Origin of the sequence: Mesorhizobium sp. M0062 (genome assembly GCF_040323125.1) — a bacterium.
GTDB lineage: Bacteria > Pseudomonadota > Alphaproteobacteria > Rhizobiales > Rhizobiaceae > Mesorhizobium.
Genome location: NZ_JAMYUO010000022.1, coordinates 20,665 through 40,477, shown reverse-complemented (window position 1 = coordinate 40,477; position 19,813 = coordinate 20,665). Strand labels below are relative to the sequence as shown.

Here is a 19,813-nt window from a genome sequence, read left to right as displayed (position 1 = left end):
TGATTCGCCTTGTCCAGAGGCGCGGCCGAAAAACATTAAAAATTGATTGAAATAACGCAGGATCTTCCCTTCTCCCCCTGTGGGAGAAGGTGTCGCCGAAGGCGACGGATGAGGGGTGTTCCAGGGAACGCCGACGTTTCACTCCGCTGGAACACCCCTCATCCGTCTCGGCTTTAAAGCGCCGATCCACCTTCTCCCACAGGGGGAGAAGGGAAGAGGCGCTCAAGCCAGCGTTCGCTCCACAATGTCCCGCAAATCCGCCGACAGGTTCTCGGCACCGGCGATGGCCAGCAGCGCTTCCCTGGCCTTGGCTTGCCTGCCCGGCTCCAGCGAGCGCCACGAGCGCAGCGCTGTCGCCAGCCTGGCCGCCACTTGCGGATTGCGTTTTTCAACCTCGAGTACGGTCTGGGTAAAAAACCGGTACCCTTCGCCATCGGCGCGGTGGAAGCCGGTCTGGTTGGCGCTGGCGAATGTGCCGACCAGCGAGCGCACCCGGTTCGGATTGGCCATCGAGAAAGCTGCGTGACCAGTCAGCTCGCGTACCGTGTCGACTGTCCGGCGTCCCGGCACGCTGGCCTGGATCTGGAACCATTTGTCCATGACCAGCGGATCGGCGCCATAACGCGCCTCGAAATCGGCCAGCGCCTTGATCGCCTCCGGCGAACCGTCATGGCGGTGCGCAAGGACGGTCAGCGCTGCGGCGCGGTCGGTCATGTTGGTCGCGGTTTCGAAATGCCGGGCGGCGAGCGCAGCACCTTTCGGCAGCAGCGAGAGGTAGTCGAGCAGGATGTTGCGCAGCGCGCGGCGTCCCGCACTTGCCGCGTCGGGGCTGAACGGCCCGTCGCCGGCGAGGCGGCCGTATAGGTCGGTGAACGTTTGCTGATTGGCGCGCGCGATTGCCAGCGCCAACGCCTCGCGAGCGGCAAAGATGGCGTCGGGATCGATGTTCGTGCCGATGTCGCGGGCAATGTCGGCCTCGCCCGGAAGTGACAGCGCCAGCGCCCGGTAGGCAGGTTCCAGGGTCTCGTCGCCGGCGATCTTGCCGGCAAGTCCGGTCAGCCTGGCGGTGAAAGCCGGCTTCGCGCCGCCGAGGATCTGGCGGAAGGCCGCTATCAGCGCATCGGTGAGCAGCGTGTTGAACGCCTGCCAGCGCGCGAAGGCATCGCTGTCATGGCCGGCGAGGAAGAACTGGTCGTCGGCCTTCTGCTCGACCGAAAGTGTGATCGGCGCCGAAAAGCCGCGATTGAGCGACACCGCCGGCCGCTCGGCGACGCCTGAGAAGCGCACCATATGTCGGCGCTTGCGGATATGGATGACACCGTCTTCGACGGTGGCGCCTTCGACGCCGCCATAGGCGACCGGTTCGCCGCCGGCGCCGACCAAGCCGAAGGCGAGCGGAATGTGCATCAGGCGCTTGCGGCTCTCCGACGGTGTCGGCGGCACCGACTGCTCGATCTCGAGGGTAAACTCGCGCGTCGCCGGATTGTGCGTCGAACTGACGGTCAGGTTCGGGGTGCCCGCCTGGTGATACCAGAGCGCGAACTGAGACAGGTCGCGCCCGGAGGCGTCCTCGAACACCTTCAGGAAGTCCTCGATCGTCGCGGCCTCGCCATCATGGCGCTCGAAATAGAGGTCCATGCCGGCGCGGAAAGCCTCGGCCCCGAGAATCGTGCGGATCATGCGCACGACTTCCGAGCCTTTTTCGTAGACCGTCGCCGTGTAGAAATTGTTGATCTCGCGGTAGCGGCGCGGCCGTACCGGATGCGCCAGCGGTCCCTGGTCCTCGGGGAACTGGTGCGCCCTGAGCGTGCGCACTTCGGCGATGCGCTTGACCGCACGCGAGCGCTGGTCGGCGGAGAATTCATGGTCGCGAAAGACCGTCAGCCCTTCCTTAAGGCAGAGCTGGAACCAGTCGCGGCAGGTGATCCTGTTGCCGGTCCAGTTGTGGAAATACTCATGCGCGATGATCGCCTCGATATTGGCGAAATCGGCATCGGTGGCGGTTTCCCGGTCGGCCAGCACATACTTGTCGTTGAACATATTGAGGCCCTTGTTCTCCATGGCCCCCATGTTGAAGTCGGAAACGGCGACGATGTTGAAGACGTCGAGGTCGTATTCGCGGCCGAAGGCCTGCTCGTCCCATTGCATCGAGCGCTTCAGCGCGTCCATGGCGTAGCCGGCAAGCCCCTCCTTGCCTGGCTCGACATAGATGCCGAGTTCGACCTCGCGCCCGGACATGGTGACGAAACTGTCCGCAACCTTGCCGAGATTGCCGGCCACGAGCGCAAACAGATAGGACGGCTTGGGGAAGGGGTCGTCCCAGACTGCAAAGTGCCAGCCGTCGGCAAGCGCGCCGCTTTCGACCGGATTGCCGTTGGAAAGCAACAGCGGCGCTTCGTCCAACCTTGCCTCGATACGCACGGTATAGACCGACAGGATGTCGGGGCGGTCGAGGAAATAGGTGATGCGGCGAAAGCCCTCGGCCTCGCATTGCGTGCAATAGACATTGCTGGAGCGGTAGAGGCCCATCAGCGCCTCATTGCTGGCCGGCGCGATCTCGGTCTCGAGCAGCAGCTGGAAACGGGGCGGCGGCCTCAAAATGGTCAGCTGGTCCGGCGTGGCGAGATACTCGGCCGGGGCAAGCTCGCGACCGTCGATGGCAATGCGCTTGAGCACCAGGCCGTCGCCGTCCAGCACCAGCGACGTCCAGGCGGCGGCGCCATCGCGGCGTTCGATCGTCAGCACTGCGGTGACACGCGTTGCGTCTGGCGAAAGGCGGAAGGTGAGGCCGGTTTGCAGGATGGAAAAGTCGTTGGGGCGGTAGTCTTCGAGCTTGAAGACCTGGCCGGTATCGGTTCGCATTCCCTTGGGTTTCCCTGTCGCTATCGGAGCCGCTGACGTGTCCTGGCCCATTAATCTAAAGTTGCGCGCTCTTTACACGAAACGGCCACTCGACAAAACTGCGCCAATGCCTATTTCGGGGCGTTCCCCTTCCGCCATCATCGTGAGGCCTTGATGACCGTCGTCACACCGAAATTCGGCATGGGTGCCTCTGTGCTGCGTCCTACGATACATATCTGGGCAACGATTCGGGAAGCGGCGGAGGCGTGACTTTAGGGCCGAGAGACGAGGCGGCAGGGAAACTGTCCGATCATCCAGGGCGTGTTCTCACCGGGATCATGCTCAAGGTCATGTCGGTGGCGGTCTTTGTCGGCATGCAAACCTGCATCAAGGCCGCCGGCACTTTGCCGGCCGGCCAGATCGTCTTCTTCCGCTCCTTCTTCGCCATCTTCCCGATCATCGCCTTCCTGGCCTTCAAGAGAAAACTGGGCACGGCGTTCGCCACCAAACGCCCGCTGAACCACATTGCGCGCGGTGTCGTCGGCGTTTGCGCCATGGGGCTCGGCTTCTTTGCGCTGACCCGGCTGCCGCTGCCTGAGGCGATCACGCTGAACTATGCCCAGCCTTTGCTGGTGGTGGTGTTCTCCTCGCTATTCCTCGGCGAAGCCATTCGCGTCTATCGCTGGAGCGCGGTTGCGGTCGGTCTGGTCGGCGTGCTGATCATCTCCTGGCCGGAGCTGACGCTGCTCACGTCGGGCGTCGCGCTCGGCGACCAGGAGGTGCTGGGCGTCATCGCTGCTCTTGTTTCTGCAGCAATCTCCGCCAATGCCATCCTGCTCGTGCGCAATCTTGTCCAGACTGAACGAACAGCGACCATCGTGTTGTGGTTCTCGGCGACGGCGAGTGTCATGGCGCTGCTTACGCTGCCCTTCGGCTGGCAGGCGCTGACACCGCCGCAGGCCGGTCTGCTGGTCGCAGCGGGCTTCTGTGGCGGGCTGGCGCAGATTTTGATGACGGCGGCGTACCGCCATGCCGAAGCTTCGGTGGTGGCGCCGTTCGAATACACCTCGATGATCCTCGGCGTCGTCGTCGGCTATTTCGCCTTTGGCGATATCGCCACCATCAACACGCTCGCCGGCGGTGTGATCGTCGTTGCCGCCGGCATCTTCATCATCTGGCGCGAGCGCCAACTCGGCCTGGAACGCACCCGAACGCGCAAGGCAGCGCCACCACAGGGGTGAGGAGGTCCGCGGGGTTGGCTCAGTTAGCTTCCGCACGTTCCTTCGCCAGCCGCACCAGCACCGCTCGCGTCTGCTCGTCGGCCGGGAAGAAAGACTCGATCGCCAGTTCCGACAGCGTCACGTCAAGCGGCGTGCCGAAGACGGTGATGGTGCTGATGAAGGACAGCACCTGGTCGCCATGCGCCAGCCGCAGCGGATGGACGATGCCGTTGGGCTCGACCGGCACCGGCCGCGCACCCTTGAGCCCGGACGGATAGGTTCGCAATTCGCGCTCCAGCTCGACCAGGACGGGATCGCCGGCGGCATCGTTCTGGTGTTTCAGCCGCTCCAGCAGATGCGCCCGCCATTCCGCGAGATTGACGATGCGCGGTGCGATGCCGTTCGGGTGCAGGCTGAGGCGCAGCACATTGACCGGCGGCTGGAGCAGCGACGGCTCGGCAACATCGGCCAGAAACGGGCCGATGGCGGCATTGGCGGAAATCAGGTTCCAGTACCGGTCGACGGCGAGGGCGGGGAACGGCTCATGCCCTTTGAGCACGCTCTCGACCGCGGCAAGCGCCGGCGCCAGCGTCGTATCTGTGAGTGGCCGCTCGCTGAAGCTCGGGGCAAAGCCGGCAGCCAGCAACAGCTGATTACGCTGCCGCAGCGGAATCTCAAGCTGCTCGGCCAGATGCAGCACCATCTCGCGCGATGGCGCGGCGCGGCCGCTTTCGACGAAGGAGAGATGACGCTGGGAAATCTCAGCCTCCATTGCGAGATCAAGCTGGCTCATGCGCCGGCGCGTGCGCCATTCGCGGATCAGGCTGCCGGCGGAGGTTTGGACTGTTGTCATGGGAGGATGAGTAGGCCGGGGCGGGCGGTATTTCAATTACCTGGGAGGTCATTGGCGCGGTTCTCCCTTCTCCCCCTGTGGGAGAAGGTGGCCGAGCGAAGCTCGGTCGGATGAGGGGTGTTCCAGGGAACGCCAACGTCTCACTCCGCTGGAACACCCCTCATCCGTCTCGGCGCTGCGCGCCGATCCACCTTCCCCCACAAGGGTGGAAGGAAGAGGCGCGCCTCACCCCACCTCCCGCAACTTCGCCTTGACCTCGAGAAAATCCCGCCACGCCAGTTTCTTGTGCGCCGGCGTCCGCAAAAGATAGGCCGGGTGGAGCGTCGGCATGGCCGGAATGGCAGTGCCCGACACCGTCGTGTGCACCTGCCAATTGCCGCGCAGGCGCAGAATGCCCTCGGTCGTGTTGAGCAGGGTTTTGGCCGAAGGGCCGCCGAGATTGACCAGCACCTTCGGATTGACCAGCTCGATCTGCCGCTCGATGAAGGGGCGGCAGATTTCGGTCTCGTGCGGCGTCGGCGTTCGGTTGCCGGGTGGCCGCCAGGGAATGACGTTGGCGATATAGACCGAAGTCCGGTCAAGCCCGATCGCAGCCAGCATGCGGTCGAGCAGCCGGCCCGAGCGGCCGACGAAGGGCAGGCCCTCAATATCCTCGTCGCGGCCGGGCGCCTCGCCGACCAACATCACCAAACCTTCCGGATTGCCGTCGGCAAAGACCAGGTTCTTGGCGGTGAATTTGAGGTTGCAGCCATCGAACGACGCCATGTGCTGGCGCAGTTCGTCGAGCGTCGAGGCACTTGCCGCCATTTGCCGGGCCAGGGCCGCCTGTGCCTCGTCGGGCACCGTCGCCATGGCCGGAACGGAACGCGCCGGCGCGTCCGGCACCCGGCTTGCGTCCAGCCCGGGGCTGGCGGCGGCTTGTTCCGGAAACTTGTTTTCGCGAGGCGGCGCGGCAGGCGCCGTTGTGCGCTCGGGGCGCTTCGGTGCTGCCCCGGCAAACCGGTTCACCGGCGCGTCCTCCAACGCTTCGTCGACACCGGCAGAGGCGTAGAAGGCGAGCAACTCGGCCAGGTCGGATCGGTTGTTGGGGGAGGCGGCAGTCATGCCGGGCACATTCGTCCGCCGAGAGACGATTTGCAAGGTTGGGCGGTTAGTAATCTCCCCCTCAAGGAGGGAGATTACGCGCTCGTCGGCTTTCGCCAATCACGAAGGGCATTTTGTGGCGATTTTCACGGCGTCTGCCGCTTACCCCGTCGGTATCCGCGGATCCTGCACCAGATAGAACGTCCAGCGCGGCGTGTAGTCGGTGATCAGAAACTCGAAGCGTCCCCTCTTCAGCGGGTCGATCTGTCCACTCTTGAACAAGAGCCGGTCATAGGGTTCGAAATCGCGGTCGAAATCGGCGTACGCGCTCGACAGGATGTTGTCGGGCGTCTTGTTGCGCTGGTCGAAGGACAGGCCGTCGCCGAACACGCTCGGCTGGTTGAGTATCTCCTGCAGCTCGAACTGGAATTCAACCCAGGCCTGGCCGCTGTTGTTGAGCACCTCGACACGCATGTACAGGATGCCGTTGGCGAATTCGCCGTTGGTGCTGAACGGCTGGATCGGTTTGGTGGTGCGGATGGTGAGCGTCACCGGCGTCGACGAATTCAGCTCCTCGGAGATGACCAACGGATCTTCCTTGGTGCCGGTGCCCGAGGCGCCGGTGATGTGGAAACCGCCAAGCTCGTCGGAAAAGGAATAGGCGCCGGTCGCCCACACCTTTACCGGCTCGGCCTGAGCGCGAACCGGCGTAAGCATTGAAAGGGCGAGAAGGATCGCTCGGCAGGTCCGGCCGGGCGGAAGGGGGAAGCGCGTCAATGAATAGCCGGACGGCGTGCGCATGGAAATAAGTATGGCCGATAAGAGAGCCGTCGAACAATTAAAATATGGGACGCTGAGCGCGGTCGCGCGCAAAACGCTTGCGGCAGAGTTGTCATCCGCGACTTTTTGTCGAAATCGGCATTGTCACGTCAGCGCCGGTTTCCTGTCGCGGATTGATGCGCTATGCAGCGCAGGAGCCAGCAAAATGCCCGGAAACGGTCGGCCAGTGCGGAGGGGTTGATGAGCGAGATCGAGCGCGAGAGCATGGAATTCGACGTGGTCATCGTCGGGGCCGGCCCGGCGGGCCTTGCCGCAGCGATCCGTCTCAAGCAGGTCAATCCCGAGCTTTCCGTCGTGGTGTTGGAAAAGGGCGGCGAGGTTGGTGCCCACATTCTGTCAGGCGCCGTCGTCGATCCCATAGGCATCGACCGCCTGTTGCCGGGCTGGCGCGAGGAAGATGGCCACCCCTTCAAGACGCCGGTTACGGTCGACGATTTCCTGGTGCTCGGCCCCGCCGGCTCGTTCCGTCTGCCCAATATCCTGATGCCGCCGCTGATGAACAATCACGGCAACTACATCGTCTCGCTCGGCAATGTCTGCCGCTGGCTGGCAACCAAGGCTGAAGCGCTAGGCGTCGAAATCTATCCGGGCTTTGCTGCCGCCAGCCTCGTCTACAACGATGCCGGCGCGGTCACGGGCGTCATCACCGGCGACATGGGCGTCGAAAAAGACGGCACACATGGCCCGGGCTTTGCGCCGGGCATGGCGCTGATGGGCAAATACGTGCTGATCGGCGAGGGCGCGCGCGGTTCGCTGTCCAAGCAGCTGATCGCAAAATACAAACTGTCCGACGGCCGTGAGCCCGGCAAGTACGGCATCGGCCTCAAGGAGCTGTGGCAGGTCAAGCCCGAGAACCACCGGCCGGGCCTGGTGCAGCACTCCTTCGGCTGGCCGCTCGACCTGAAGACAGGCGGCGGCTCCTTCCTCTACCACCTCGAGGACAACCAGGTCGCGGTCGGCTTCGTCCTGCACCTCAACTACAAGAACCCCTGGCTGTCGCCCTTCGAGGAATTCCAACGGTTCAAGACGCATCCGGCGATATCGCGCACCTTCGAGGGCGCCAAGCGCATCGGCTATGGCGCGCGCGCCATTACCGAAGGCGGCTGGCAGTCGGTGCCGAAACTCTCCTTCCCCGGCGGCGTGCTGATGGGGTGTGCGGCGGGCTTCGTCAACGTGCCGCGCATTAAGGGTTCGCACAATGCGGTGCTGTCCGGCATGCTGGCGGCCGAGCATGTCGCGCAAGCGATCGGCGCCGGCCGTGCCAATGACGAGCTGTCTTCTTATGAGGACGCCTGGCGCGCGACCGATATCGGCAAGGATTTGAAGAAGGTCCGCAACGTCAAGCCGCTCTGGTCGCGCTTCGGCACCATCATCGGCGTCGGCCTCGGCGGTCTCGACATGTGGCTGAACACGCTGTTCGGCTTCTCGCCCTTCGGCACGCTGAAACATGGCAAGGCCGACTATGCCACGCTTGAGCCTGCGGCCAAGCACAAGAAGATCGCCTATCCCAAAGCGGACGGCGTGCTGACCTTCGACCGCCTGTCCTCGGTGTTCCTGTCCAACACCAATCACGAGGAAAACGAGCCGGTGCATCTCATCGTCGGCGACATGGAGTTGCAGAAGCGTTCCGAGCATGATGTCTTTGCCGGGCCTTCGACCCGCTATTGCCCGGCCGGTGTTTACGAATGGGTCGACAAGGACGGCAACGCCGCCGCCGATCCGTCTGACAAGGATGTGCGTTTCGTCATCAACGCGCAGAACTGCGTGCACTGCAAGACCTGCGACATCAAGGATCCCAACCAGAACATCAACTGGGTGCCGCCACAAGGCGGCGAAGGCCCGGTCTATCAGGGCATGTGAGCCTCACCGACCGGGGCCGTCTCAACCAGCAAAAATGGCGGCGATGGCCGGGTTTACCAAGGCATGTAAGGCGCTCGGCGCCAAAGATTGTTGAAACCGTCGTCTGCTTGTGGTCTCATTGCCGCGTCCATGGGGAAAATGGCATGCGCGTGTTGGTCTTGTTTTGCGTCGCCGTCATAAGCGCGGCCTGCGGCGTCGTCGGGACGGCGTCGGCGGGGGTGAAAACCGTCGTCAAGACGCGAACCTATGACATCACCGGCACGACAGGTGCCGGTCTGGTTATCGCCATGAACCGCAGGGGCCCCAAGCACGGTTTCATGACCCACGCCATCGCGCAGACAAGCTACACCGCCGACTGGAGCCTGGACGTGGGTCAGGTCAACGGCGTCTGCCGCCTGCGCCAGGCCAATGGAACGCTCAACATCGCCTACACCTACCCGCGCGTCGCCTCGGCCGTCACGCCGGCGCTGCGCAAACGCTGGAACCGGTTTTTCACAGGCGTTCTCGCTCATGAAGGAACCCATGGCCGTATCGCCGGGCAGATGATGCAGGCTGCCGAGCGGTCGGTTCGCGGCCTGAAATTTGCCAACGATCCGCAATGCAACAAAACGCGCGTCGAAGCCACGCGGCGCTTGCAAGCCACTTCCAAGCTCTATGAGGCAAAACAGATCGCGTTCGACGCGCGCGAGCACAGTGAAGGCGGCCATGTCGAGCGCATCATCGAGGCCTTGGTAGGCTTGTGAAACCGTAAGCCCCGTGGCGTACGATCTAGCCGCCCATGCTGGGCTGGATCAGCGACACAGTCGCGGTAGAATCCTCGTCGACCGGCTTGGTCTCGTCGCGCATCAATGAAAATTCCACCATCACCGGCAGATGGTCGGAGCCGGTCTCTTCCATCTGCGTCGACGACAGGATGGTCACCCCGCCCTTCGAAAACACCTGGTCGATCGGCAGGCCCGCATAGCGCCGCAGGAAATCGGGCAGGGTCCGGTGGATCCAGGTCGGTCCGGCCGACGGCATCACGGTCAGTCCGCCGAGCGAGGCAACGCGCCGTACCGCGGCGCTCCACGGCACGGCGTTGCAGTCGCCGGCCATGATCGCCGTCTCGCCGAGCGAGGTGAGCGTCTCGGTCAACTCGCCGATCTGCCAGTATTGTTCCTTCGGCCACGGCCAGCTCAAATGGATCGCCGCGACATCGACCGGAGTGCCGCCGAAATCGACGGTGGCGGCCGCCATCGCGCCGCGCGGTTCGCAATGCGGCTCGGTGCCGGCCGCAAAAGGTCGCCGGGACAAAAGCGCCACGCCCCACACGCCGTCGGGATGGGCGCACAGGATGCGATAGGGATAGGCGTTCTGGATATAGCCGAGTTCGGTCGCCCACATGGCCGATACTTCGTCGAGCGTGATCACGTCTGGGTTGGTCCTGGCGATCAGCGAAAGAACCTTCTTGGGTGTCGGATTGTTGAAACGCAGGTTCAGCTGCAGCAGCCGGTAGACCGGTTCGTTGCCGGGCGCGGCGTCATTGGCGGCCTGCACCGGCCACAGGCGCGGCAAGGTGCTCAACGTGCTGGCGAAGGCGGCCACGGCCAGCAGCAGGCCCACGCCCGCCTGCAGGCGAAACGAGGTGGCGAGCAGCGGCAGCGCAATCAGCCCCATCAGCACGGCAAAATGGATGCGGAAATGGGCGAAGGAATCGAAGGCCGGATGCAGTGCGCCAAAGAACCCGGCTACAAGCACGGCCGAGAGGCCGAGCATTGCCAGGAACGCCATTGAAGCCATCATCTTTCGCACGCGTGCCATCAGACCGGGTTTTGCCCATAGACCGGGTAATACATTGCCGAGGTATCAGGCCTTTATCGGCTGAAATGCGGCCCAATCAAGATGACGAAACGCCTCGCGGCAAACATTTACGGCAAGCCGGTCTACTGAAAGGCCGTCTCCGAAAAGCTTCTCAGCTTGCGCGAATGCAACCGTTCCATCGGCATTTCCGCCAGCTTCTCCATCGCCTTGATGCCGATGGTCAGATGCTGCGCCACTTGCCGCTTGTAGAATTCGGTCGCCATGCCGGGCAGCTTCAACTCGCCATGCAGCGGCTTGTCGGAGACGCAAAGCAGCGTGCCGTAGGGCACGCGGAAGCGGAAGCCATTGGCGGCGATCGTGGCCGATTCCATATCGAGCGCGATGGCGCGCGACTGCGACAGCCGCTGCACCGGTCCGCGCTGGTCGCGCAGTTCCCAGTTGCGGTTGTCGATGGTGGCGACGGTGCCGGTGCGCATGATGCGCTTGAGATCGTAGCCGGAAAGTCCGGTGACTTCGGCGACCGCCTCCTGCAGCGCCACTTGGATCTCGGCCAGCGGCGGTATCGGCACCCACACCGGCAGGTCATCGTCCAGCACATGGTCTTCCCGGACATAGGCATGCGCCAGCACATAGTCGCCCAGCGCCTGAGTGTTGCGCAGGCCGGCGCAATGGCCGAGCATCAGCCATGCATGTGGCCGCAGCACCGCGACATGGTCGGTGATCGTCTTGGCGTTGGACGGGCCGACGCCGATGTTGACCATGGTGATGCCGCCATGGTTCGGCTTCTTCAGATGATAGGCTGGCATCTGAGGCAGGCGCGGCGCCGCCACGCCTTCGCTGGGTGCGTTTTGCCCTGCCTTGGTGATGACATTGCCCGGTTCGACGAATTCGGTATAGCCGTGGCCGCCTTCAGCCATCTGGGCCCGCGCGCGGGCGACGAACTCGTCGATGTAGAACTGGTAGTTGGTGAACAGCACGAAGTTCTGGAAATGCTGCGGGCTGGTCGCCGTGTAGTGCGTCATGCGGTGCAGCGAATAGTCGATGCGCTGCGCCGTGAACGGCGCCAGCGGCCTTGGTTCGCCGAACGCGACCTCGAAGGTGCCGTTGGCGATCTGGTCGTCGGTGCCGTCAAGATCCGGCACGTCGAACAGGTCGCGGATCGGCCGTTTGATGCGGTCGGCGGCGGCGCCATCGACATGGGTTCCTTCAAGGAACGCGAAATGCAGCGGGATCGGCGTGGTCGATTCCGAAACCGTTACCGGCACGCCGTGATTGCGCATGATCAGGCGAAGCTGCTCTACGAGATAGCGTTCGAACAGCACCGGCTGGGTGATGGTGGTCGAGAAATGCCCGGGGGTCGGCATGTGGCCGTAGGCCTGGCGCGAGTCGATCTGGGTGAACGAATTGGTGGTGACGCCGATCTCCGGGTAGAAGGCGCGGTAGCGCTTGCTTTCGTCGCCGCCGGCGGCAAGCGTGGCAAAGGAGTCGCGCAGAAACTTGGTGTTGCGGTCGTAGAGCACCTGCAAGGCGGCCACGGCCTTTTTGGCGTCGTCGAAGCTCTGCTTGCCGAAAGGCTCCGGCATGACGACCGATTCGATAGCTTGTGGGTAGATTCGCTTTTCCATGGCTCAATATAGAGACTTGAGGCCGCACTTGGGAGGGGAGGGTGGCCGCCAAGTGGTCGATTTATTCGTCCACGCCCAAGGTGTGCTGAGATTCAGGTAAGGCTGAGCCGGAGTCGAGGACGGGCGCGAAGCGACCAAACTGGTTGGCTTCGAGAACCGGAGCGGAGCGTACTCGAAGCATGTGAGCACCAAGGCCGCCACTTGCAGGCCGGCATCACCTTAATACCGGCACACCTTACCCGCGCTGCAGACTGACCAGCAAGACAAAGCCGACGCCATGCTTCTTCGTCGCCGGCGCGTCGATCGTCGTGTCGGCATTGGCCCGCATCATTGGCATGGCCAGGACCGGCGCCGACAGCACGACCAGGACGAGCGCCGCCCGCGGCAGGAGCCGAAGGGTCTGGAGGGCGTTGATGGCGATGCGGTTCATGGCTTTTGCTTTTCTGTTTGGATCTATGTCTTTGTCGTCTCAGGGGCGAAAATGGTTCATGCAATCGAATTGGCAGGAACTGGCTGCATCCCAGGAACGGGCCGGACGGCCGGATTCGGCCACGAGGATGGCGAAGAGCATCCCGAACAGGCTCATCAACAGGCAGACGATGGTGAAGCGGCGAGCGAGCATTTGCGGAGTGTCTCCTTGAACACGCCATCAAAATGCCCTGATGCGACTGAACCGGCGCTGATGCCGACGTTCATCTGCGGTTCAAAGTGATTGACGATGTTTTAGGGAGAGCATCGGTTCGGGTTTGCGCCGCCGCAAACGGCACGGTCGTCGCTATGGCGCGGACCGTCCTGCAAAAGAAAACGGGGCCTGTGAAGGCCCCGTTGGTCAACTCAAAGCAGCAAGATCAGAGCTTGTGCCAGACTTAGCTTTTATTTTACGGAATGTGTTGGACGCATAGCTAGAACGCGGGTTCGGGCCAGTGATTTGGTGCGGATTAAAGGCATCGTCGTATAGGTGGACATTAGGTACTAAGTGAACCCCACGGGGGGGCCGGGGCTACTCCTCTCTAACATTAGCGGATACGAATTTTTCTGAGAAATGGTCGCAGCCTGGGGAACCCCTGAGGTCCCTTCGGAGAACAGACAGATGGCCGAGCATTGGTTCAGCCCCAAGGTCCCCGTGAGGACCCTTGAGGGGCATCGCTACAACGTCGGGAGCGTGGAGGCTGCAGCCGAGGTTCTCATGACGTGGACCAAGCGTGGCCCTCGGTGGACCGAAGCTGTCTCGGCGTGTGTCGCGGCACTGGCCGACGAGGCACCTCCGGATAGCGTCAGGGTACCCTTTGAGGCTGCTGCTCGTGAGGAAGGGAAACTCCTGCCGGTCATCACGGAATGAAACGCTTCGTCGGTCTCGTCGGCATAGTCGCCATAATGTTCGGCTGGGCCTACATAGGGCTTACATGGCGAGGGCCGAAGCCAGCGGCGGTCTTCTATGTCTACGTTCCCGCCGTTGTCTGCTTCATTGTAGGCACGGCTCTTTGGGAACTCTGGCGGAAGAAATGAAACCGAAGGAGAGAGTGATGGTCGTATGGGAAACGCTGGTGATGGCAGCGATAGGGGCAGTCCTGGGCTACATGGCCTTCGGAACCTACTGGCACGGGGCACTGTTCGGGTTCTTGGCGTTCGCCATCATGGCCACGGGGAACCGTGTGGTCCACGAAATGGAGCAGGAGCGGCTTAAGCGCAGGTGATCGCAGGTTGGGGAAAACTCGAAATAACTGTGATGGTGTCACTTGCGACTCTTGTCATCGAGTCACTTGTGGCCCTACACCAGAGCTAGAGCAGTAGAAACCGAGCCAATGAAACTCGATTCCATACCGAGTAGAGGCATCGATCACTGCGCTAGTCGGAGGGGGACGCCGGGCGTCCAAACCTCAGCGTCTCCCACCGGCACCCTTATCCGTAACGGAAATTCCCGCACCGGATTGGTTACCTCTGCCTACAAACGTATTGCTCGTCAATGCACCATACGCATGTTGTCAACAGGCAGATGTGCATCACGCACGCTCTCAGAAACAAACAGGCCGCAGGAAACCGATGGATAAGGAAAGCGCGTTTTATCTCATAGAGCGTTTGCGAGAGAGTGGCGGGTACGAAGCGGCAGCGGCGGCGGTTATCGCAGCGTTTCTCGCCTACATGACTTTCGGATCGCTATGGGGTGCGGGGCTCTTTGGGTTCCTCGCTTTTATGATCAGCGCCGTCGGTTCCAATGTTGTCATAGAAATACGCAAGGCTTGGATCGACATCGGGAACAACCAATAGGAAACGCAGGCTGACACGAGGCCCTGAAATCTAGTGCTGATCAGTCAGGGTTTCTCACGCGCAGCCTTCTCGGCGTTCCTCTGCCTAGCTGCATCGTTTTTTGCGAACCGCTCAGGGCCGATCTCCGCAACTAATTCTTGAAGCTGTTTCTTTTCAATAATCGCCCATTGAACAATGGAGTTGGCGAGACGGAACAAAATTGCCACCGTCGTCGCGTCGTCCGTCCCGTACAGACGGGATGCATGTAAGGCCTCGTTGCCGGTCATCCTGACCACGTCCATGGCAACAGCAATCTGTTTGGGAACGCCCTGCTTTTCCAGTTCATAAACCGCATCGTTGAAGGTGTCTTTCTGGGCGACAAACTTGCAAAGGCCTTCGATGCACATGCGAAGCAAAGCCGCCGCCGCCCTGGGACTAGCACCAGCAACCGCTGCGGCCTCCTCAAAATCCTTCTGAAGCTGTGGAGGGAGGTCTTGGGGGATTGGGTGATCGCCCGATTGGCTCGGGTATACCAGAGTTCCTTCGAACCAGAGCGCACGACCTCCACATGCCACGCATTGCGAAATTCCTAAATCTGCGATCTGCTCTTCGAGAGACGTAAATTTTCCCCCGAGTTGCTTGAAGGACTTCCCGTACGGGATCGTCCACATCTGTGCGGCGACCACTGGACACCGTGGGCACTTGAACTGAGTCTTCCTGAACTCCGGTTTGTGATCTCTCTGTGTGACAGTGTCTCTAAGTCCGCTCGTGATTTCGATGGTCTCGGTGCCGGGTAACGTAGCCATTGAGTCCTCACTTTGTGATTACTCTGCCCTTTTGCAGATGTGCAGGCAAATCCGCGCATAGTAGGCAGCGTTAGAACCTGCGGTGGTCCCTTGACGGGAGCGCGTCGACTGCCCAACTGTATCGGTGACGGCAGACAGCCGAGGCGTGTGGGGGTCACCGGGTGGCTGTTTAAAAACCCAAAAACCCCGCTTGCTGGTCTTTATGCGCGATGTTCGGCTCATCAAGAGACACGCGCAGGATAGAGGAGAACCCCGGATGACGGTGTTCCTCACTATTGAAGCCAGCCAGCCGAATGGGGCGACCTATCGCTTGGCCTTCGGGTGCAAATGCACCTTGGCTTCGTGGATGGCTTTTCTCGGACGGTTGTTCTGATGAAGGAGGGGTGCCCTGGAAACGGGGTGCCCCTTTTCAGCGACTCGATGCCTTCGAAGTTGCGACTGATGCCCTTTCACAGTTAGTGGTGAAAGGCTGAGACTTGCTATAATGCTGTTTTCTAAGGAACCTAAGGGGAGTAAATGTGTCTTACAGGGCGAACGCGGTTAAGGTGTTTATAGCTTCACCTAGTGATGTTGCAGCAGAGCGCCAAATAATTCGCAGTGTTATAGACGAATGGAATGCGACACATTCTGAAGACCGGGGGATCGTTCTGATGCCCATCGGATGGGAAAGCCATTCTTCCCCAGCTATGGGCGATAGGCCACAGGCAATAATTAGCAAGCAAATCCTGAAGGGTTGCGACCTGCTAATTGCCGTGTTCTGGACAAAGTTTGGAACGCCAACGGGGAAAGCGGAGAGCGGAACAGCCGAAGAGATCGAAGAGCATCTAGCAGATGGGAAGCCAGCGCTACTATACTTCTCCTCGGAGCCCGTTGTTCCTAACAGCATCGATCTTGACCAATACAAAGCGTTGAAGGCCTTTGAGAAGGAGAAAATGGGTCGGGGCTTGATCCAGAGGTACGACAGCAAAACTGAATTTCGGGAGACGCTGGTTAGACAGCTAGCCCAGACTATTATTCGCGATTTCGGCAAAGCCGATAAATCAGAAGAAGGAGATTTACTCGCGTTAGGTATGGTGCCACCTCGGCCCCTTATAGAGATCAGCGAAGCGGGGAGTGAACTGCTTCTTGAGGCAGCCAAGGATAAGAGCGGCATAATTATGCGGCTCCAGACGCTTGGTGGCAGTCACGTTCAGACTAACGGGCGGGATTTCGTTCAATCAAATGACACTAGGGCGACTGCTAAGTGGCGAGGAGCAGTGGATGAGCTTGCACGTCTCGCCCTCATTGAAGATCGCGGAGGAAAAGGAGAAGTGTTCTTTGTGACTGACGCCGGGTATCGGGCGGCGGATAGATTTGTCCAAGGAACATAAATTCCCTCCTGCAAATTCCCAGTACGTGAAATTCTCTGGGAGACGAGGAATAGAAAATCGAAATACCGTTGGAAGGGGCACCTTGGAAAAATGGCTGACACCGGCGGCAATAATCCTCGCGGCCCGTCATACTGGTCGTGGGAACCAGCAAGCAGTTCACGGTCCTAGGAGGGCAGCGTCGTTACCTATAACCGGCTGACCGGCACACCGCCTATAAGTGTCAAATCATGTGAGTGGCGCAGCTTCAATGTCCCTGATGAGCCGAACACAAGAGAACATCAGTTAACAAAAGTTGCCTGGGATAACACGAGGTTCACACCAAACCGGGAGTTCTAGGTGACCTCTCAGATGCGGCTTGGCACGGGCGACTGCGGCAGACATGGTCATGGTCAGTTGGGTAAATCCATCGCACATTTCCTCCATGTGAAGCCTTTCAACATGCCGGGATCGCAAGAAGCCTCCCCCGTGCGTCGGGTGCGTTAAGATTGGACGAAGACACGTTTGTGCCCGGCATTTCGAATACTCTAGAGTGGTGTCCGTTGGGCAAATGATTCGAAATAAGTGGCGGGCGAGCGATGCACATTGAACGAGTGGTGGTTCAGAATTACCGCTGTTTACGCAGCGCGGATGTCGCGCTCAATGCTAGTCTTAACATTCTCGTCGGCGACAATGAGTGCGGAAAATCTACATTGTTGGAGGCAATCCACCTTGCCCTGACCGGTCAATTGGGCGGGCGGCCGATCGCGACAGAGGTACACCCCTATCTGTTCAACGCTGAGGCAGTGACCGAATTCATCGAGGCTTATCGCAATAAACAACGCGTACCGCCTCCAGCAATTCTTATTGAGATTTATCTCGCCTATGAGCCGCAACTGTCGGCTCTTAAGGGCACCAACAACAGCCGCAGGGAGGACACCTCAGGTGTTAAGATAGGTATCGAACTCAACCAAGATTTTTCAGAGGAGTTCGAAGCCTATGTGGCCGATCCGAAAGCCATGCGAACATTGCCCATCGAATACTACATTGTTCGCTGGCGACATTTTGGAGATACGGATGTCATAGCCCGAACGATCCCATTCAAGTCGAGCTTCGTTGACGCCAGCACAATACGCAATAACACTTCTGCCAATCGATACGTTATCGACATCCTGAAGGAAGGGCTCAGCGCCCGCGACCAAGTCGACTTGGCACTATCCTATCGTATGATGAAGGACAGGTTTCTCAGCGAGGAGCGCGTTGCAAAGATAAATGCCGAGCTTGCCAAGATGACGGGCCGCATCACCGACAAGACGCTTACCGTGTCCTTGGACACTTCGGCACGTGCAAGCTGGGAAGTGGGGGTCACACCGCACTTGGACGACATTCCTATCACTCTGGTCGGCAAGGGCGAGCAGAATTCCGTCAAGGTCAAGCTAGCGTTGGAGTCGTCGGGGGAATCCCATTTGGTGCTGATCGAAGAGGCCGAGAACCATCTCTCGTTCTCTCGACTCAATGAGCTAATCGGCCACATCAGTGCAAACCGCAACGACCGCCAGCTAATCATCACAACACACAGCAGCTTCGTCCTCAATAAACTTGGGTTAGAGGCCGTCCTACTCTTCAACCGGGGTCTGTCAATAACGCTCAGGGACCTGAGCCCTGAAACCCAAGGCTACTTCCTGAAGTTACCGGGCTACGACACCCTCCGCCTGATCTTGGCCCGACGAGCGATCCTAGTGGAAGGCCCCTCAGACGAGTTGATTGTGCAGCGGGCGTTCCAAATGCTGCACGGACGTTTGCCCTTGGAAGCGGGCGTCGACGTTATCTCCGTCAACTCTCTGGCCTTTAAACGGTTCTTGGAGATTGCCGACCTACTCGACCGCGAAGTTGACGTCGTTACCGACAACGACGGGGATGTAATCCGGCTGGAGCAGAAGTACGCAGACTATGTTGCCAACCCGCGCGTCCGAGTCCGTTTCGACCGTGACATCAACTATCCGACCCTAGAACCGCAACTCCTGAAAGCTAACGGTCGCATGGTGGTGAACGCTATTCTAGGGACAGCCTACCCCGATGACAACTCGCTCCTGGAGTACATGAAAGCCAACAAGACCGAATGGGCTCTACGCTTCTTTGAGACGCGCATAAGGTGGGATGTGCCGGGGTACATTCGCGATGCGATTGCCTAACCGTGTAATTGTTGCCGCAGCTGGCGGAGGAAAGACCACGAGGATCGTGGAAGAGGCACTCGCCGAGCGGGACAAGCGCGTCGCGATTCTCACGTACACCAACAACAACCTTAGTGAGCTAGTCCGCAAGCTCTACGAATTGAATGGTTCTATTCCCGGCCACATCGAAGTGCAGTCTTGGTTTCGTTTCCTATTGCGGGAAATGACACGTCCTTATCGCGCTGCCTTGCATCCTCACCGGATCGATGGCTTGGCATGGTCACCGGGGCGTTCCGACATCTATGCCAGCGCGACGAACGTTGGACGCTTCTATTTTTCTAGTCAGCGCGCGATCTACTCGGACAAAATTGCGCGGTTTGCTTGTCTTTGCGACGAGAAAACTCAGGGCGCGGTATTACGTCGGCTACGGGACCGCTTCGATCACATCTTTGTCGACGAGGTGCAGGATCTGGCGGGCTGGGATTTGGACGTCCTCGAACTAATCCTAAAGGCCGGTATTCGACTCACGGTAGTGGGCGACCATCGACAGGCGACATTCCAAACCAACTTCGCCAATCGTCACGGAGGCTTCGCAGGGCCGAACATAGTGAAGAAATTCGTCGAATGGGAGAGCCAGAAGCTTGCAGAGATAACTTACTCACTCGACAGTCACAGGTGCCAGCAGCCCATTGTCGACTTGGCAGACAGGTTCTTCCCGAACGAGCCAAAGACAGTCTCTCGCAACGATCGCCGGACCGGACACGACGGCGTCTTCGCGCTTTCGAGAGCTTTGGCCCCAGCCTACCTCGCTCGATACCAACCCCAGGTCTTACGCTTGAACCGGTCGACGGACTGCGGAGACGCCAGCGCTCTCAACTTCGGTGAAGCGAAAGGGCTCACTTTCGACCGCGTGTTGATCTTTCCCCATAAAGCCGGGGCGGAATGGCTCCAGTCCGGAGACTTCGCCACGGTACAAGGCTCGGCCTCCAAGTTGTACGTGGGCATAACCCGAGCCCGCCACAGCGTCACCTTCGTGACAGATGGCCCCTGCCGTGTTGAGGGGATCACTACGCTGCTTGGCCTTGACGAATGAGTTCTCCTCCCGCCAGATGACCCGACGCACG

The 19,813-nt window shown here is 60.5% G+C and carries 18 protein-coding genes; 9 read left to right on the top strand and 9 right to left on the bottom strand.

All coding sequences use genetic code 11. From position 1 onward, the window contains the following. Positions 1-222 precede the first annotated feature (222 nt). Positions 223-2,862, bottom strand: a complete 2,640-nt coding sequence (gene pepN / locus NKJ64_RS22745; RefSeq protein ID WP_352463399.1) for an aminopeptidase N — start codon at positions 2,860-2,862, stop codon at positions 223-225. Positions 2,863-3,179: 317 nt separating this feature from the next. Between pepN and NKJ64_RS22740 the strand changes: the two genes are divergently transcribed. Then, the gene (locus NKJ64_RS22740; RefSeq protein ID WP_023727631.1) at positions 3,180-4,082 is read left to right on the top strand and encodes a DMT family transporter; all 903 of its coding nucleotides are present in this window, start codon (positions 3,180-3,182) and stop codon (positions 4,080-4,082) included. A 19-nt stretch (positions 4,083-4,101) separates the two neighbouring features. Here NKJ64_RS22740 and NKJ64_RS22735 read toward each other — a convergent pair whose 3' ends face one another. The 3 genes from NKJ64_RS22735 to NKJ64_RS22725 form a co-directional block, all read right to left on the bottom strand. Further along, entirely contained in the window at positions 4,102-4,914 is an 813-nt protein-coding gene (locus tag NKJ64_RS22735) for a helix-turn-helix domain-containing protein (RefSeq protein ID WP_023826784.1), read from the bottom strand. 225 nt (positions 4,915-5,139) lie between these two features. Beyond that, complete coding sequence (locus tag NKJ64_RS22730) at positions 5,140-6,018, bottom strand: uracil-DNA glycosylase (RefSeq protein WP_352463398.1); 879 nt, start codon at positions 6,016-6,018, stop codon at positions 5,140-5,142. 141 nt (positions 6,019-6,159) lie between these two features. Next, on the bottom strand, positions 6,160-6,714 hold the full coding sequence (locus NKJ64_RS22725; protein ID WP_352463397.1) for a hypothetical protein: 555 nt from the start codon (positions 6,712-6,714) through the stop codon (positions 6,160-6,162). A gap of 303 nt (positions 6,715-7,017) precedes the next feature. Between NKJ64_RS22725 and NKJ64_RS22720 the strand changes: the two genes are divergently transcribed. Together NKJ64_RS22720 and NKJ64_RS22715 are read left to right on the top strand one after the other, a co-directional pair. Beyond that, a complete protein-coding gene (locus NKJ64_RS22720; protein WP_352463396.1) occupies positions 7,018-8,697 on the top strand; it encodes an electron transfer flavoprotein-ubiquinone oxidoreductase in 1,680 nt (559 codons plus the stop codon). Then, entirely contained in the window at positions 8,694-9,440 is a 747-nt protein-coding gene (locus tag NKJ64_RS22715) for a DUF922 domain-containing protein (RefSeq protein WP_488505237.1), read from the top strand. The genes NKJ64_RS22720 and NKJ64_RS22715 overlap by 4 nt, the downstream gene beginning before the upstream one ends. Positions 9,441-9,465: 25 nt before the next feature. Here the strand turns inward: NKJ64_RS22715 and NKJ64_RS22710 are convergent, their stop codons facing one another. The 4 genes from NKJ64_RS22710 to NKJ64_RS22695 form a co-directional block, all read right to left on the bottom strand. Then, a complete protein-coding gene (locus tag NKJ64_RS22710) occupies positions 9,466-10,467 on the bottom strand; it encodes an endonuclease/exonuclease/phosphatase family protein (RefSeq protein ID WP_352463395.1) in 1,002 nt (333 codons plus the stop codon). 152 nt (positions 10,468-10,619) lie between these two features. Beyond that, positions 10,620-12,080, bottom strand: coding sequence for an AMP nucleosidase (locus NKJ64_RS22705; RefSeq protein ID WP_023731828.1), 1,461 nt, complete (start codon positions 12,078-12,080; stop codon positions 10,620-10,622). Between the two features lie 277 nt (positions 12,081-12,357). Then, positions 12,358-12,552, bottom strand: a complete 195-nt coding sequence (locus NKJ64_RS22700) for a hypothetical protein (protein ID WP_023670200.1) — start codon at positions 12,550-12,552, stop codon at positions 12,358-12,360. Between the two features lie 39 nt (positions 12,553-12,591). Further along, positions 12,592-12,744 (bottom strand): hypothetical protein, encoded by a 153-nt coding sequence (locus NKJ64_RS22695; RefSeq protein WP_023670201.1) that lies wholly within the window; start codon positions 12,742-12,744, stop codon positions 12,592-12,594. A gap of 420 nt (positions 12,745-13,164) precedes the next feature. Between NKJ64_RS22695 and NKJ64_RS22690 the strand changes: the two genes are divergently transcribed. The 3 genes from NKJ64_RS22690 to NKJ64_RS22680 all read left to right on the top strand — a co-directional run bounded on the left by NKJ64_RS22690 (position 13,165) and on the right by NKJ64_RS22680 (position 14,387). Continuing rightward, the gene (locus NKJ64_RS22690; RefSeq protein ID WP_352463394.1) at positions 13,165-13,461 is read left to right on the top strand and encodes a DUF982 domain-containing protein; all 297 of its coding nucleotides are present in this window, start codon (positions 13,165-13,167) and stop codon (positions 13,459-13,461) included. Between the two features lie 184 nt (positions 13,462-13,645). Further along, on the top strand, positions 13,646-13,816 hold the full coding sequence (locus tag NKJ64_RS22685; RefSeq protein WP_352463393.1) for a hypothetical protein: 171 nt from the start codon (positions 13,646-13,648) through the stop codon (positions 13,814-13,816). Positions 13,817-14,162: 346 nt separating this feature from the next. Continuing rightward, positions 14,163-14,387 carry a hypothetical protein gene (locus NKJ64_RS22680; RefSeq protein WP_352463392.1) on the top strand — a complete coding sequence of 75 codons (225 nt, stop codon included), beginning with the start codon at positions 14,163-14,165 and terminating at the stop codon, positions 14,385-14,387. Between the two features lie 44 nt (positions 14,388-14,431). Here NKJ64_RS22680 and NKJ64_RS22675 read toward each other — a convergent pair whose 3' ends face one another. Continuing rightward, complete coding sequence (locus NKJ64_RS22675) at positions 14,432-15,037, bottom strand: DUF4145 domain-containing protein (protein ID WP_352463391.1); 606 nt, start codon at positions 15,035-15,037, stop codon at positions 14,432-14,434. Between the two features lie 653 nt (positions 15,038-15,690). Here NKJ64_RS22675 and NKJ64_RS22670 point away from each other — a divergent pair. The 3 genes from NKJ64_RS22670 (at position 15,691) to NKJ64_RS22660 (ending at position 19,782) form a co-directional block, all read left to right on the top strand. Further along, the gene (locus tag NKJ64_RS22670) at positions 15,691-16,542 is read left to right on the top strand and encodes a DUF4062 domain-containing protein (protein WP_352463390.1); all 852 of its coding nucleotides are present in this window, start codon (positions 15,691-15,693) and stop codon (positions 16,540-16,542) included. A gap of 575 nt (positions 16,543-17,117) precedes the next feature. After that, positions 17,118-18,710, top strand: coding sequence for an ATP-dependent nuclease (locus NKJ64_RS22665; RefSeq protein WP_352463389.1), 1,593 nt, complete (start codon positions 17,118-17,120; stop codon positions 18,708-18,710). A gap of 46 nt (positions 18,711-18,756) precedes the next feature. Then, a complete protein-coding gene (locus NKJ64_RS22660; protein ID WP_352463388.1) occupies positions 18,757-19,782 on the top strand; it encodes a UvrD-helicase domain-containing protein in 1,026 nt (341 codons plus the stop codon). Positions 19,783-19,813 lie beyond the last annotated feature (31 nt).

What these genes read in the sequence shown, in the direction of transcription:
- NKJ64_RS22665 (WP_352463389.1), top strand. Translation starts at nt 17,118, where the DNA reads ATGCACATTGAACGAGTGGTGGTTCAGAATTACCGCTGTTTACGCAGC.
- NKJ64_RS22710 (WP_352463395.1), bottom strand. Translation starts at nt 10,467, where the DNA reads ATGGCGTTCCTGGCAATGCTCGGCCTCTCGGCCGTGCTTGTAGCCGGG.
- NKJ64_RS22740 (WP_023727631.1), top strand. Translation starts at nt 3,180, where the DNA reads ATGCTCAAGGTCATGTCGGTGGCGGTCTTTGTCGGCATGCAAACCTGC.
- NKJ64_RS22695 (WP_023670201.1), bottom strand. Translation starts at nt 12,744, where the DNA reads ATGCTCGCTCGCCGCTTCACCATCGTCTGCCTGTTGATGAGCCTGTTC.
- NKJ64_RS22720 (WP_352463396.1), top strand. Translation starts at nt 7,018, where the DNA reads ATGAGCGAGATCGAGCGCGAGAGCATGGAATTCGACGTGGTCATCGTC.
- NKJ64_RS22700 (WP_023670200.1), bottom strand. Translation starts at nt 12,552, where the DNA reads ATGAACCGCATCGCCATCAACGCCCTCCAGACCCTTCGGCTCCTGCCG.
- NKJ64_RS22705 (WP_023731828.1), bottom strand. Translation starts at nt 12,080, where the DNA reads ATGCCGGAGCCTTTCGGCAAGCAGAGCTTCGACGACGCCAAAAAGGCC.
- NKJ64_RS22680 (WP_352463392.1), top strand. Translation starts at nt 14,163, where the DNA reads ATGGATAAGGAAAGCGCGTTTTATCTCATAGAGCGTTTGCGAGAGAGT.
- NKJ64_RS22690 (WP_352463394.1), top strand. Translation starts at nt 13,165, where the DNA reads ATGGTCGCAGCCTGGGGAACCCCTGAGGTCCCTTCGGAGAACAGACAG.
- NKJ64_RS22730 (WP_352463398.1), bottom strand. Translation starts at nt 6,018, where the DNA reads ATGACTGCCGCCTCCCCCAACAACCGATCCGACCTGGCCGAGTTGCTC.
- pepN (WP_352463399.1), bottom strand. Translation starts at nt 2,862, where the DNA reads ATGCGAACCGATACCGGCCAGGTCTTCAAGCTCGAAGACTACCGCCCC.
- NKJ64_RS22675 (WP_352463391.1), bottom strand. Translation starts at nt 15,037, where the DNA reads ATGTGGACGATCCCGTACGGGAAGTCCTTCAAGCAACTCGGGGGAAAA.
- NKJ64_RS22735 (WP_023826784.1), bottom strand. Translation starts at nt 4,914, where the DNA reads ATGACAACAGTCCAAACCTCCGCCGGCAGCCTGATCCGCGAATGGCGC.
- NKJ64_RS22725 (WP_352463397.1), bottom strand. Translation starts at nt 6,714, where the DNA reads ATGCTTACGCCGGTTCGCGCTCAGGCCGAGCCGGTAAAGGTGTGGGCG.
- NKJ64_RS22685 (WP_352463393.1), top strand. Translation starts at nt 13,646, where the DNA reads ATGGTCGTATGGGAAACGCTGGTGATGGCAGCGATAGGGGCAGTCCTG.